The organism is Streptomyces solitudinis, from assembly GCF_036323765.1.
Taxonomy (GTDB): Bacteria; Actinomycetota; Actinomycetes; order Streptomycetales; family Streptomycetaceae; genus Streptomyces.
In genome coordinates, this window is record NZ_JAZDCW010000003.1 from 139,446 (window position 1) to 152,525 (window position 13,080).

General features: G+C 75.8%; 11 protein-coding genes. 4 read left to right on the forward strand and 7 right to left on the reverse strand.

What is annotated here, in order from left to right:
• Nucleotides 1–87 precede the first annotated feature (87 nt).
• The 3 genes from V1J52_RS08210 to V1J52_RS08220 are packed head-to-tail and all read right to left on the reverse strand — an operon-like array spanning nucleotide 88 to nucleotide 4,132.
• Entirely contained in the window at nucleotides 88–1,461 is a 1,374-nt protein-coding gene (locus V1J52_RS08210) for an AAA domain-containing protein (protein ID WP_330139539.1), read from the reverse strand.
• Nucleotides 1,462–1,466: 5 nt separating this feature from the next.
• Nucleotides 1,467–2,999 carry a hypothetical protein gene (locus V1J52_RS08215; RefSeq protein WP_330138982.1) on the reverse strand — a complete coding sequence of 511 codons (1,533 nt, stop codon included), beginning with the start codon at nucleotides 2,997–2,999 and terminating at the stop codon, nucleotides 1,467–1,469.
• The gene (locus V1J52_RS08220; protein WP_330138983.1) at nucleotides 2,996–4,132 is read right to left on the reverse strand and encodes a hypothetical protein; all 1,137 of its coding nucleotides are present in this window, start codon (nucleotides 4,130–4,132) and stop codon (nucleotides 2,996–2,998) included. The genes V1J52_RS08215 and V1J52_RS08220 overlap by 4 nt, the downstream gene beginning before the upstream one ends.
• Nucleotides 4,133–4,216: 84 nt before the next feature.
• Here V1J52_RS08220 and V1J52_RS08225 point away from each other — a divergent pair, with 84 nt between their 5' ends.
• Nucleotides 4,217–4,822 (forward strand): histidine phosphatase family protein, encoded by a 606-nt coding sequence (locus V1J52_RS08225; RefSeq protein ID WP_330138984.1) that lies wholly within the window; start codon nucleotides 4,217–4,219, stop codon nucleotides 4,820–4,822.
• A 92-nt stretch (nucleotides 4,823–4,914) separates the two neighbouring features.
• Here V1J52_RS08225 and V1J52_RS08230 read toward each other — a convergent pair whose 3' ends face one another.
• Nucleotides 4,915–6,345, reverse strand: coding sequence for an NsdA family TPR-like regulatory protein (locus tag V1J52_RS08230; RefSeq protein WP_330138985.1), 1,431 nt, complete (start codon nucleotides 6,343–6,345; stop codon nucleotides 4,915–4,917).
• 183 nt (nucleotides 6,346–6,528) lie between these two features.
• Between V1J52_RS08230 and V1J52_RS08235 the strand changes: the two genes are divergently transcribed.
• The 3 genes from V1J52_RS08235 (at nucleotide 6,529) to V1J52_RS08245 (ending at nucleotide 9,292) form a co-directional block, all read left to right on the forward strand.
• A complete protein-coding gene (locus V1J52_RS08235; protein WP_330139540.1) occupies nucleotides 6,529–6,924 on the forward strand; it encodes a hypothetical protein in 396 nt (131 codons plus the stop codon).
• Between the two features lie 77 nt (nucleotides 6,925–7,001).
• Entirely contained in the window at nucleotides 7,002–7,904 is a 903-nt protein-coding gene (locus V1J52_RS08240; RefSeq protein WP_330138986.1) for a spermidine synthase, read from the forward strand.
• Nucleotides 7,905–8,242: 338 nt separating this feature from the next.
• Complete coding sequence (locus tag V1J52_RS08245) at nucleotides 8,243–9,292, forward strand: hypothetical protein (protein ID WP_330138987.1); 1,050 nt, start codon at nucleotides 8,243–8,245, stop codon at nucleotides 9,290–9,292.
• Between the two features lie 298 nt (nucleotides 9,293–9,590).
• On the opposite strand, the gene V1J52_RS08250 is transcribed toward V1J52_RS08245, so the two are convergent.
• The 3 genes from V1J52_RS08250 to V1J52_RS08260 all read right to left on the reverse strand — a co-directional run bounded on the left by V1J52_RS08250 (nucleotide 9,591) and on the right by V1J52_RS08260 (nucleotide 13,074).
• Nucleotides 9,591–11,012 (reverse strand): GH1 family beta-glucosidase, encoded by a 1,422-nt coding sequence (locus V1J52_RS08250; RefSeq protein WP_330138988.1) that lies wholly within the window; start codon nucleotides 11,010–11,012, stop codon nucleotides 9,591–9,593.
• A 120-nt stretch (nucleotides 11,013–11,132) separates the two neighbouring features.
• Entirely contained in the window at nucleotides 11,133–11,981 is an 849-nt protein-coding gene (locus tag V1J52_RS08255; protein WP_330139541.1) for a carbohydrate ABC transporter permease, read from the reverse strand.
• An 85-nt stretch (nucleotides 11,982–12,066) separates the two neighbouring features.
• Nucleotides 12,067–13,074, reverse strand: coding sequence for a carbohydrate ABC transporter permease (locus V1J52_RS08260; RefSeq protein WP_330138989.1), 1,008 nt, complete (start codon nucleotides 13,072–13,074; stop codon nucleotides 12,067–12,069).
• Nucleotides 13,075–13,080 lie beyond the last annotated feature (6 nt).

Below are 13,080 nucleotides of genomic sequence, written 5' to 3' on the forward strand. Positions count from 1 at the left end.
AACTACCTCCGCTTCTCGTGGACCATCGACCATTGTCCCGCGTCGGCGCGCGGACTGTCTGCCCCTTCCCCGCCCGCCCCTCCCGGCTCAGCCGTCCGCGCCGACGCGGTGGGCGGCCAGCTCGGCCAGCACCGCCTGCTGGGCCGCCCAGCCGTCCGGGAAGCGGACGCTCACCCCGAGCTGGACCGGCTCCGCCGACGGGTGCTCGTCCAGCAGCTCCGCCACCCCGGCCCGGCACACCACGACGCACGCGTGCCGGTGCCGGGAGGCCAGCACGCACAGCCGGCCCGTCTCCAGGTGGAAGGCCGTCGCGTCGGGGCGCCCGGACAGCGGGTGCAGCACGACCGTCACGTCGTACTCGCGGCCCTGGAGCCGGTTGGCGGTGTCCACGGTGACACCGCCCGCGCCCAGCCGCTCCAGCGCGGCCCGCACCGCCGCGGCCTGGTCCCGGTGCGCGGTGCCCACGGCGACGCGGTCCGCGGTCAGCGGCACCGGCCCGGGGCCGTGCTCGTCCGTGCTCGTCCCGCCGCGTTCCAGCAGCCGCCGCACCACCTGCGCGACGGCCGCCACCGCCTCCGGATCGGTGCGCGGCGTGTGCCGGGCGGGCAGCTCCAGCAGGCCCCAGCCGGAGTCGGCGGCCACGTCCAGCACCCGGTCCACCGGGGAGCCGTCCGCCCGCTCCCGGAAGCTGAGCCGCCGCTCGCCGGGGCCCGTACCGCTGCGGAAGGGTGTGAACGGGTAGAACGCCGAGGACACCAGCGGCGCGGCCGAGGCGGGCAGCCGCCAGGAGACCGGCAGCCGGTGCTGGGGCAGCCCGGGGTGGTGGGCCAGCAGCGCGGCCACCGCGCTGGCCGACGGGTCGTAGGCCAGGCCCGCCCACTGCTCGGTGCCGACCTGGCTGAACGGGTCGAGCTGGCCCGGATCACCGACGAACAGCGCGCGCTCGAACAGCCGGGCCACGGCGAGCAGCGCGTCCGAGCGCATCTGGTACGCCTCGTCCACGATGGCGTGCCGCCACGGCTCGACGCCCTGGACGTGCGCCCACTTGGCGGCCGTCGAGACGACCACGGCCTGCTCCGCCACGTCGCCGGCCTTCGCCGAGGCGCGCACCTGCGGGTACCGGTCCAGCACCGGGTCGTAGGGACGGGGGTCGCTGCTGTGCAGCCGCCCCAGGGGCAGTTCGGGGTCCGCGCGGGCCAGCCGGACCACCAGGTCGTCCACCTGGGCGTTCGTCTGCGCGACCACCATGAGCCGGTGCCCCGCGGCCGCCAGCTCCCGGGCCGCCCGCACCACGAGCGTCGACTTGCCCGCGCCCGGCGGGGAGTCCACGACGACGCCGCGCGCCCGCCCGGAGAGGGTGTCCGCGAGGATCGCCTCGGTGGCCGCCGCCGCGGCGGCGCCCGGATCGGCGTCCGGGCGGGCGTCCGCGGGAGCGGGAGCCGGTGGGGGCGCGGTGCGGATGCCGCTCACAGCAGATCCTCTCCGGTGACGGGGTCGGGGGCCTCGGGCAGCGATCCGGGCGGGCCGCCGTGCGTCCACGGGGTGTCCTCCGGATCCGGCAGGTCGGGACCGCCGCGCGGACTGTGCTCGAACAGCGTCCAGCACACGCTCTCGCCCTCGGCGGGGACGGAACCGGGCGCGGGCTCGCGGGACCGGCCCATGCCGCCGGTCAGCCGCACGGTGACCAGCCCCGGGCCGGGCAGCGCCGCGCACTCGCCGGGCTGGGCCCTGCCGTCCGGCATCGCCCGGTACACCTTCGTGCCCACCGCGAGCTGCGGCTCGTCCCCGGTGCGCAGCGTCACCAGGGGGCGCGGCATCGGGCGGCGGCCCTCGGAGTACGCGGGCTCCACCGCGACGACCTCGCCGGTGAACGCCTCACCGGCCAGCCGCCGGGCGGCCATCACCAGCGGATCGTCCAGCGCCTCCTGCGCCGCCAGCCGGGCGTGGTCCCGCTCGCGGGCGGCGAGCTTGCGCGCGGCCGTGACCGCGTCGTCGCGCCGGGGCTGCGGCGGCTCACCGGCGCGCAGCCGGTCGCGGTGGCCGGTGTAGGACCAGCGGTCCCCCTCCCAGCGGGCGGCGGCCCGCTCGCCCTCGGGCAGCTCCCGGAGCAGGGCGAGCGCCCGCCACATCGCGTCCCAGGTGGGCCGGAGCTGCCCGGCGAGCAGGTTCCGTATCTCGGCGTCCGCGCCGTGGACGCCCGCGTCGTACCGGGCGACGGCCGGGGCCAGCCGCTTGTTGTCGAACGCCGGGTCGGTGGCGGGACCGGCGGGCGGGGTGAGCAGCAGCCCGTCACCGTCCCGGGCCGCCTCCGCGCGCAGGGCGGCGCGCGCGGCGCCGCCGGGCTCCCCGCCCGGGCCGCGGCCGCCGTCCCGGCCGTGGCCGAGCCAGGCCAGCAGGGCGCCCAGGTGCTGGTCCTCCAGCGGGCTCTGGCCGGTGGCCCAGTGCCGGGTGAGCACATCCGTCATGGCCAGCAGCAGCGCGGAGCCCGGTACCCGCGAGCGCTCGGCGTAGTGCGTGAGCCAGCGCCCCAGCAGCGGCACCCGGGCGGGCGCCGGATAGGGCGCCTCCGGATCGTCCTCGGCGGTGCGGCGGAACCGCATCGAACGCCCCAGCAGCCGCACGAAGGCGATGCCTCCGGAGTTGGGCACCAGGAGCTGCGGGGCGTCCGTGCACAGCTCGGCCTCCTCGCCGCCGCGCCGGGACACCGGTTCCACCGCGTCCTGCGCGGACTCCAGGTGCGGCAGCACCGCGTCGGCCAGCTCCGCGAGGAACCGGAAGCGCAGATCCCGGTCGCGCGGCTGGGCGACGGTCAGCAGCAGCGGCTCCTCCGCGTCGGTGCCGAGCATCGCGCCCAGCGGCGCGCCCGCCTCGCCCGCCGTGGTCAGCGGGACGAGGACCAGCGGGCGGTCCGTCAGATGGCGGTGGCGCACGGTGGCGAGCGGCTCGGCCCGCCCCGCGGAGACGGCCTCCATCCGGGCGAGGGTGGACAGCAGCGTCATCGCGCCTCCGGCCCGCCGGAGGCGCCGAGCGCCTCCGCGCGCAGCCGCGCGGCGCGGCGCAGGGCGGCGACGGCCGGGTCCGAGGGGTCTCCCGCGGCCCCGTGCGCGGCGGCGAGCACGTCCTCCACCGTCCGCAGGCCGCCCAGCTCGCCGCGCACCGAGCGGCCCAGGGCCGTCACGTCGCCGGTGGCGCGGGCGCGGGACCGGCAGTGGAACGCCAGCTCGCAGGCGGCCAGGCACTCCGGGGCGTAGGCGGCGGGCACGGCCTCCACGGCGGCCGACAGTTCCTTTGCCGGGCGGTCCACGTCGAAGGAGACATCCTCGGGCAGCTCGGCGGCGATGTCCGCGAGCCGGGTGAGCCGGGTGAGCTGGCGGCGTACGGCGGCGAGCTGCCTGCGCAGGTCCACGGCGGCGGCGGTGGGCAGGTTGGAGAAGTCCTTCGGGCACACCAGCAGCGCGTCGTCGGCGACGGTGCCGCCGAGCGCCTCCAGCGCCAGCGCGTATACCGCCGACTGGCGCACGGCCGCGCCCACCTTGGCCGGGTCGGCGGTGCCGTCCAGGATGGGGAACGACTTGACCTCGATGACGGTGCGGCGGCCGTCCGGCGCGACGGCGACGGCGTCCGGCTCCAGGTGGACGGGCGCCCCGGCGACGTCCAGCTCCAGCATCGGGTGCACGAGCACCGTCCAGACGCCCGCGCCCGCCTCGTCGGCCGCCTCAAGGGCCAGCCGGGTGCGGGCCGCCCGGCCCTCGGGGCCGTCCGCCGCCACGTCCGGCACGGCGACGCCGGCCGGTTCGGGCGAGCGGTCGGCGGTGGCGGCGCGCAGCAGCCGGACCAGCTCGGCGCCGCCGTCGGCGTGCACCCGCGCCTCGAACGCGTGCCCCCGGGCGAAGGCGAACTGGGACTGCCCGAAGGCCCCCTGCACCCCCAGGGCGCGGGCCAGCGCCGTCTTGTCGACACCGGCGCCGTCCAGCAGGGCGCGGCGGCGGCAGCCGGGGTTGGCGGCGAGCGCGGACAGGGCGCGGGCGTCCAGCGGGCGCGGGGCGTGGCCGGGGCCGCGCAGCTCGGCGAGGCGCCGGCGCAGCCCTCCGGTCGTGGCCGTCGCGGGCCTGGGGCGGTTCACGTGCGTCACCCGGCGCAGTCTGGCATCCGGGGCTGACAACGCGCGATGCCCCCGGCCCGCGCCGCCGCCGCGGGGTGCGCGATGATGGGGGACATGGCTCCCCGCATCCTGCTCGTCCGCCATGGTCAGACCGCGTGGTCCCGGCTGGGCCGCCACACCGGGCGGACGGACGTGCCCCTGCTGGACGACGGCCGCCGGATGGCGAAGCTGGTGGGCGAGCGGCTGCACCGGGCGCCCTGGGACGGGCTGTCCGGCGCCGAGGTCCGCACCAGCCCGCTGAGCCGTGCGGCCGAGACCTGCGGACTGGCCGGTTTCGGGGACCGCGCGACGCCCTGGGACGCCCTGCTGGAGTGGGACTACGGCGACTACGAGGGCCTGACGCCCGCCGAGATCAAGGAGCGCGCCGGGCAGGACTGGCTCATCTGGCGCGACGGGGTGCCCGGCGGCGAGAGCCGCGCCGAGCTGTCCGCCCGTACGGACGAGGTCATCGCCTGGGCCCGGTCCGCCGACCGCGACGTGCTCGTCTTCGCGCACGGCCACGTCCTGCGGGTGCTCGGCGCCCGCTGGCTGGGCCTGGACGCCGGCTTCGCGGCGCGCGTCCGGCTCGACCCGTGCGGCCTGTCCGTCCTCGGCTGGGCCTACGGCATGCCCGCGTTCGAACGCTGGAACGACACCGGGCACCTCGACGGCACCGCCTGAGCGGCGGACCGCCTGACAGCACCGTCTGACCCGGCCGCCGTCCGCCGGGCCGGGCGCCCCCGCGCGCGGCGGCGCCCGGCCCGCCCCGCCCGCTACGCCTGCGCGCGGTGGTCCACCGCGCTCAGGAACCCGGCGACGCCTTCCTGGCGCTGGTGGGGCAGGAGGCGGCGGGCCGTGCGGCGGAGCATGCCGTGGATGCGCGAGGAGCGCACCGTGGCCATCAGGCGCACCGCCCGCGTCCCCTCGGCCGCCGCCTCCTCCGGCGCGCCGTGCTCCGCGAGGTCTCCGGCCAGTTCGGCGGTGAACAGCGCGGTGTTGCGGACGAAGTGCGGCGGCTGGAGGCCCGCCGCCCGCCGCGCGCACTGGGCCGCGCGCCCGAAGTCGCCGAGCGCCGCCCAGCACTGGGCCTCCAGCCCGGCCAGCTCCGCCTCCCCGAAGAAGGTCATCCACTCCGGGTCGGCGTCCGAGGGGCCGTGGGCGAACAGCGTGTGGGCCCGGCCGAGCGCCTGCTCGCAGCCCGGACGGTCGCCGAGACCGCTCCAGCCGCCCGCCTCGCGCAGGGCCAGCAGGGCCAGCAGCCGCGCCGAGCCACCCTGGGCCGCGGCGGCCTGTCCGGCCTGGGCGGCCCGCACGGCCTCCCGGGGCCGTCCGGCGTCCCGGGCCAGGAACGCCGTGTTGCAGAAGGCGTGCGCCTCCAGGGCCGGGTTCTGGGCGACGCGCGCGGTGGCCAGGGCCTCGGCGTAGTGCGAGCGGGCGTCGTCGAACCGTCCGGAGTCGTGCGCCAGCCAGCCCGCGGAGATGGCCAGTTCGCCCGCGCCCGCGTGCAGCCGGTCCGCCACCGCCTGCCGTCTGACGTCCCGGTCCAGCAGCGCGTAGGCGCCGCGCAGCGCCGCTCCGGCGCGCTGGTAGAGGGTGTCGCCGCCGTGCCGGTCGTCCAGCAGCCGGATCTGCCGCACCGCCTCCTCGACGGCGGCGGCCTCGCTCGCACCGGCCCGTGCGGGCGGCAGCGGGCCGGTGGCGGTGGCGGTGGCGGCCTGTCCGGGAAGGCCCCAGGGGGCGATGGCCACGGCGGCCGGGCCGCCGGTCATGAACACGCGACGCAGCACGTCGCTCTCCTCGTCGCTGTGGAAGGGGGTGGTACGGCCGGGCGCGGTCCGCCCCGCCGGCACCGCCGGTACGTCCGGTACCGCGAGTGCTGCGTCACCCCCCTCCGCACGCCGGGCGCGGGACGCGCGCCGCCGCACGGCCTCGCGTGGCGCGAAGCCGAGATCGACGAGCGTGTACCCGGGGAACATGTGCCGGAACACGCGTTCGTAGGCGTAATTGGGGCAGCGGATCTCCCCGGCCTCCACCCGTCCGACGTACCGGGCGTCGCACGAGACCTGTTCTCCGATCTCGCGCGCCGCCCGCCGGACGGCGGCGGCGAACTCCCCGGGCGACCGGGAGCCGCGCAGCCGGCGGAAGGCCGCGTTGGGGTGGGGCCGGGGGCGCTGCCCCGATGACGCGGAAGGTGACGACGCCATGTCCCGGAAGGTACACGGCGTGATGCGGCCGCCACGCAGAGTCTGATGACAAAACGGAAATCTCCACCGTGTTCTGCCATGAAGTGCCATACTTTTCCGCCTCTTCCGCCGTAGCCGCACCGGCCCGTCGGCCGTTGGTCCCGTCGCCGAGACAAGCGCACACCGACAGGAGTGGTCCCCTTGCTGGACACCGGACGCCCGCGACCCCCCGTGCGCACCGCGGGCGCGAGCACGGCCGACGAACCCTGCGACCTGGTGACCGTCCCGGCCCGGGAGGGCCTGGAAGCGGCCGCGATCCTGCGGCTGAGCGACGGCGTCGGGCCGGTGCTGCACGACGGCGCCGGGGCCACCCTCGGCTTCCTGGTGCCCCCCGGCACGGCCGCCGGCTGGGACCTGCCCGGCAGCGCCTGCGCCCCCGGCTGCGGGCGCGGCGGCCGTCGCGGGGAGCCGCCGGTGGCGGGCGCGGGCTGGCTCGTGCCCCCGGACGGCACCTACGCGCGGGCCACCGAGCCCGCCCGGCTGCGCGCCGCGCTCGGCGAGGCCGCCCGGATCATCGAGGTCACCGAACGCTCCCGCTGACGGCCCCTCCCGCTGACCGGCCCCTCCCGTGGACGGCCGGTCCCACGCCGTCCGGCCGGCCGGTGGATACTGGCCGGATGGGCAGGGCGCGGGCGGCGGGCGGCGGACGCGGGCAGGCGGCGCGCTCCGGCCGGGAGGCCAGGCACGCCAGGGAGGCCGTCGCGGAGCAGGTCGGCGGCGGCCTGGCCCGGCTGGACCCGGACCCGGACCGGCCGCACGGCTGGACGCTGCTCCTCGACGGCGCCCCGCAGTCGTACGTCGACCTGGACGACCCGGCCCACCTCGCCTTCGCCTACCAGCGCAGGCTCGGCCACGTCATCGACCTGGCCGCCGAACCGAAACGTCCGCTGCGCGCCGTCCATCTCGGGGGCGGCGCGCTCACCCTGGCCCGCTACCTGGCCGCCACCCGGCCCCGCTCCACGCAGCAGGTCGTCGAGGTGGACACCGCGCTCACCGGCCTCGTCCGCCGCACCCTGCCGTGGGACGCGGGCGCCCGCATCCGGGTGCGCGGCGCGGACGCCCGCGAGGGCCTGGGGAGAGTGCCCGACGGCTGGGCGGACCTCGTGGTCGCCGACGTGTTCAGCGGCGCCCGGACCCCCGCGCACCTGGGCACCGTGGAGTTCCTGGCGGACGTCCGGCGGGTGCTGGCGCCCGGGGGCCTGTACGCCGCCAACCTCACCGACGGCCCGCCGCTGGCCCACCTGCGCGCCCAGATCGCCACGGCGCACGCCGTCTTCCCCGAACTGTGCCTGACCGCGGACCCGGCCGTGCTGCGCGGCCGCCGCTTCGGCAACGCCGTCCTGCTCGCCGGGGACCGTCCGCTGCCCGTCGCCGGACTCACCCGGCGCGCCGCGGGGGACCCGCACCCCGCCCGCGTCGAACACGGGCGGGCGCTGGCCGACTTCACCGGCGGCGCGGCGCCCGTTAAGGACGCCACCGCCCGGCCGTCCCCCGCGCCGCCGCCGGGCACGTTCGGCTGACCGGGGCCGGGCCGGGGCCGTGCGATTGTTGTCACTGCCATGACAGACGTCTCGGGGCGACCCCGGCGCCGGTGCAAAGAACGCGCCGACCGGGGCGGAATGCGCGGGCACGGCCTTGCCGCTCCCGGTGGGCGCTCTGGATACTCGCCCGTACCTCCCTGCGTGATCGCCTGCCCGGCGACTCCGGAACAGCCGGAAACGCCCGGCAGGCAGTGACCGGACCACCGTGCCGGACGCCCGCGTGCGGGTGCGGACCCGCCCCGGCCGCCGGCCGGGAGCCCGGTCGCTCCCGCACGCGGCGGACGCGGCCCGAACCCCCCCGATCAGGAGGCACCCGCATGTTGAGGAGAAGGCTGACGGCGTTACTGGCTCTGGCCGTGGCGCTCGGAACGGCCGCCACGACGGCTCCGGCCCGGGCGGTACCCGCCGGGCTGGTCCCCGCCCAGGCGGCACCCGCCGGGGTGGCCCCGGCCCAGGCGGTCCCGGCCCACGGGCAGGACCCGAGGCTGCGGACCAGGACGGTCCGCTACGGCCCCTACACGATCCCCGCGTCCGACCCGAACGCCCCCGGCGGCCACCACGGCGGCACCGGCAACACGCTCAAGCTGGGCGTCGAAGCGCCCTGCGGACACTGCTACATCAAGGGCATCAAGCCGGACCTGGTGTACCCGGACGGGTCGAACGCCAACGTCGACACCGGCCCGATGCTGCACCACTTCGTCATGTACAACCAGTTCCGCAGGGACCCCGTCTGCGGCACCGACCCCACCAACCCCTCGTTCTGGCTCGGTGAGCGCTTCGCGGCCAGCGGCAACGAGCGGACCTTCATCGACGCGCCCAGCGGCTACGGCTACTACAACGCCCCCCTGCACCGCTGGAACCTCATCGCCGAGCTGATGACGCACGCCCACGAGGAGCAGGAGGTCTACATCGAGGTCGAGTACACCTACCTGCCCGCCCACCAGGCGGAGAGGGCCGGATGGGAGAAGGTCAGGCCCGTGTGGCTGTCCGTCGCCGGCTGCGCGACGCTGGACGAGGTGCCGGTGCCCTCCGGCAGGTCCGCCACCTCCTGGGAGTGGGACGTGGACGTGCCGGGGACGGTCGTCGGGATGGGCGGCCACCTGCACAACGGCGGCGTCAGCCTCGTCGCCGAGAAGACGGGCACGGGGGAGACGCTCTGCGATTCGGTCGCCCGGTACGGCGAGACCCCCGAGTACGTCAACCTCCACGGCGGGAAGGAACTCTCCTCGATGGGCAGGTGCATCGATCCCGAAGGGGTCGGCACTGTCGGGAAGGGCGACACCGTCAGGCTCACCGCCCACTACGACACCCGGCAGCCCATCGCCGACGCCATGGGCATCATGGTGACCTACATAGCCGGCGCGTAGGGGCGCCCGCCGGCCGGGCGCGCGGAGCCAGGGCGCGCCCGTGCGGGACGGGGGCGGGTGGCGGGGCGGGCCCGCGGCTTCCCGGTCCGCCGAGTACCGGGAAGCCGCGGGCCCCGCGGCCCGCCGGTGTGCCACCGGGCCGCCCGGACTCCCCAGTCCGGGCGGCGCGGGACGGCTGCGGCGCGGGACGGCTGCGGGCGCGGCAGGAAGGACGGCGACGGGCGGCGGGACGGGTGGCCCCCGTCCCGCCGCGCGTCACCGTCCGCCGCTCACCGCGCCCGTCCGGCTCCGGCCCGCCTCACTCGGCGGGCGGCAGGGTGCGGCTGCGGATGAGGTCCGCGTACCACCGCGCGCTGGCCTTCGGCGTGCGCTCCTGGCTGTCGAAGTCGACGTAGACCGTGCCGAACCGCTTGCTGTAGCCGTAGGCCCACTCGAAGTTGTCCAGCAGGGACCACAGGAAGTACCCGCGCACGTCGGCGCCCTGTGCCATGGCGTCGCGGACGGCGCCCAGGTGGCCGTGCAGGTAGGCGATGCGGTCCGTGTCGTTGACGGTGCCGTCCAGGCCGACCTTGTCCTCGGCGGCCATGCCGTTCTCGGTGATGTAGAGCGGCAGGCCCGGGGCCTCGCGGGTCAGGCGGAGCAGCAGCTCCTCCATGCCGGTCGGGTCCACCGGCCAGCCCATCTCGGTGATCGGCACGCCGGTCGGCCGGTGGAAGGCCACCTTGTCGGCGCCGGGCCAGGGCGAGTGCTCGCTCGCGCCGTGCCCGTCCCGCCGCTCGACCTCGTCGGTCCCCTCCACGGTGGAGACCAGCAGCGGGCTGTAGTAGTTGACGCCGAGGGCGTCCAGCGGCTGGTGCGCGGTGGCCAGGTCGCCGTCCTGCACGAAGGACCAGTCGGTGATCGACGCGGTGTCGGAGATGAGGTCGGCCGGGTAGGCGCCGTGCAGCATCGGCCCCTCGAAGACGCCGTTGGCCAGCGCCATGATGCGGCGCTCGGCGTCCACGTCGCCGGGGGAGTCCGTCTTCGCCCGGGGCACGGCCGGATTCAGGCTGACCCCGACCTTGGCGCGGGCCGGGAGCGCGGCGCGCAGCGCCTGGACGCCGAGGCCGTGCCCGAGGTTCAGGTGGTGCGCGGCGCGCAGCGACGCGGCCTGGTCGGTGCGGCCGGGGGCGTGGACGCCCGAGGCGTACCCGAGGAAGGCGCTGCACCACGGCTCGTTGAGCGTCGTCCAGTGCACGACGCGGTCGCCCAGGGCGTCGGCGACGAGCGTGGCGTACTCGGCGAACCGCTCGGCCGTGGCCCGCTCCGGCCAGCCGCCGGCGTCCTCCAGCTCCTGCGGCAGGTCCCAGTGGTAGAGGGTGAGCCAGGGCGTGATGTTCTTCTCCAGCAGCCCGTCCACCAGGGAACGGTAGAAGTCCAGGCCCTGCTGCACGGCGGGGCCGCGGCCGGTGGGCTGCACCCGGGACCAGGAGACGGAGAAGCGGTAGACCTGGAGGCCCAGGTCCGACATCAGGTCGATGTCCTCGCGCCAGCGGTGGTAGTGGTCCACGGCCACGTCACCGGTGTCGCCCGCCAGGACCTTGCCGGGGGTGTGGGCGAACGTGTCCCAGATGGACGGCGTGCGGCCGCCCTCGCGGACGCCGCCCTCGATCTGGTAGGCGGAGGTGGCCGAGCCGAAGAGGAACTCGGCGGGGAAGTCAGGTTGTCCCTGAACGGTCATATGGGAGCGCTCCCAACGCTAGGTGTGCGGAATGTCGTGTGCGGGCTCCAGGGGCGGCCGGGTCGCGGCCACCCCCGGCGGGGGCCGGGTGGACGAGGTCACGGGATCACGGCCGGTGGTTCATCCCTTGACCGCGCCCTGCATGATGCCGCCGACGATCTGCTTGCCGAAGAGGGCCAGGATGAGCAGCAGCGGCAGGGTGCCCAGCAGGGCGCCCGCCATGATCACTGACTGGTCGGGGATGTATCCGCGGCCCAGACTCGTCAGGGCCACCTGGACCGTCGGGTTCTCCTGGGTCAGCGCGATGATGGGCCAGAAGAAGTCGTTCCACGCCATGACGAAGGTCAGCATGCCCAGCACGGCCATCGCGGGCCGGGCGACGGGGAACACCACGTGCCAGATGATGCGCAGGCTGTGCGCGCCGTCCACCCGCGCGGCCTCGACCAGCTCGGTCGGCAGCGCCTGCACGAGGTACTGGCGCATGAAGAAGACACCGAAGGCGCTGACGAGCGTGGGCAGGATGACGGCCTGGAGCTGGTTGGTCCACTCCAGCTCGGCGATCGCCATGAACAGCGGGACGACGCTGAGCTGCGGCGGCACCATCATCGTGCCGATGGTGAGCATGAGCAGCAGGTTCCGGAACCGGAACTGGAGCTTGGCGAAGGCGAACCCGGCGATCGTGCCGAACAGCACCGTGCCCAGCGCGATCGACCCGGCCACGAGGACCGTGTTGAACAGCGCGAGGCCCAGGTTGGCGTCGGTCCAGGCGATCTCCAGGTTCTTCGGCAGGTTGGCGCCGAACCAGAACGGCGGCGGGCTCTCGGCGAGACGGGTGTTGTCGCGGGAGGCCGCGATCGCCGTCCACACCAGGGGGAAGACGGACACCACGGCCACCAGGACGATCACCGCGTAGGCGATCCTCCCGCCGTGGTGCTGCCCGCCCGCGCCCGCGGCCTTGGGCTGCTTCATCCGGGCGGTGGCGCCCCGGGGGTCGGCCGTGCCGCGCTTGTCGGCGTGCTTCGGGCCGGAGGTGGTGATGGTCATGTCCCGCTCCTCACTCACTCTTCCGCAGCCGCCGTGCGATCACCGCGTTGACCAGCGCGATGACCAGCAGGATGAGGAACATCATCCAGGCGATGGCCGAGGCACGGCCCAGGTGCAGGTTGACCCAGCCCTGCTCGTAGAGGTAAAGACCGAGCGTCTGGAACTGGTTGTCGATGCCGCCCGACGCCCCGCCGGTGGGGTTGAAGAGCAGGGGCTCCCCGAAGAGCTGCATCGCGCCTATCGTCGAGACGACGATGGTGAACAGGATGGTCGGCCGCAGCGAGGGGATGGTGACGTGCAGGAACTGCTGCCAGCGCGTCGCCCCGTCCAGCGCGGCCGACTCGTACAGGTCACGCGGTACGGCCTGCATGGCCGCCAGGTAGATCAGCGTGTTGTAGCCCGTCCAGCGCCAGATCACGATCGTGGAGATGGCGAACTGCGAGGTCCACTTGCCGTTCTGCCAGTCCACCGGGTCGATGCCCACCAGGTCCAGGGCCCAGTTGATCATGCCGTAGTCGCGGCCGTAGAGCATCACGAAGACGAGCGTGGCCGCCGCCACCGAGGTGGCGTACGGAGCCAGCATGACGACGCGGAAGAACGTGCTCCCGCGCAGTTTGTAGTTCAGGACGTGCGCGAGCCCCAGGGCAATGAGCAGCTGCGGCACGGTGGAGATCACGCCGAGGGTGAAGGTGTTGCCCAGCGCGTTCCAGAAGAAGTCGTCCTCGAACAGCCGGGTGAAGTTCTTCAGCCCCACCCACTCCATGTCGGTGGGCGCGGTCAGCGACACCGAGTGCAGGGAGGCGTATCCCGTGTAGAGGAGGGGGAACAGCCCGAAGGCCCCGAAGAAGAGGAAGAACGGGGCGATGAACCCGTACGGGCTCCACTTCACGTCCCTCTGGTACCAGCGGCTGCGCCGGGCCCTCTTCCGTTCCTCACGCGGGGACGGCGGTGCCGGGCGCGGGGCCGCGCCCCCCGTGTGACGGGGGGACGCGGTCGCGGATGCGTCAGTGGTGGTCACTTCGGC

Bases quoted from the DNA above. Each gene is read 5' to 3' on its own strand.
- V1J52_RS08245 (WP_330138987.1), top strand. From the start codon at position 8,243: ATGTTGAGGAGAAGGCTGACGGCGTTACTGGCTCTGGCCGTGGCGCTC.
- V1J52_RS08230 (WP_330138985.1), bottom strand. From the start codon at position 6,345: ATGGCGTCGTCACCTTCCGCGTCATCGGGGCAGCGCCCCCGGCCCCAC.
- V1J52_RS08250 (WP_330138988.1), bottom strand. From the start codon at position 11,012: ATGACCGTTCAGGGACAACCTGACTTCCCCGCCGAGTTCCTCTTCGGC.
- V1J52_RS08255 (WP_330139541.1), bottom strand. From the start codon at position 11,981: ATGAAGCAGCCCAAGGCCGCGGGCGCGGGCGGGCAGCACCACGGCGGG.
- V1J52_RS08225 (WP_330138984.1), top strand. From the start codon at position 4,217: ATGGCTCCCCGCATCCTGCTCGTCCGCCATGGTCAGACCGCGTGGTCC.
- V1J52_RS08215 (WP_330138982.1), bottom strand. From the start codon at position 2,999: ATGACGCTGCTGTCCACCCTCGCCCGGATGGAGGCCGTCTCCGCGGGG.
- V1J52_RS08240 (WP_330138986.1), top strand. From the start codon at position 7,002: ATGGGCAGGGCGCGGGCGGCGGGCGGCGGACGCGGGCAGGCGGCGCGC.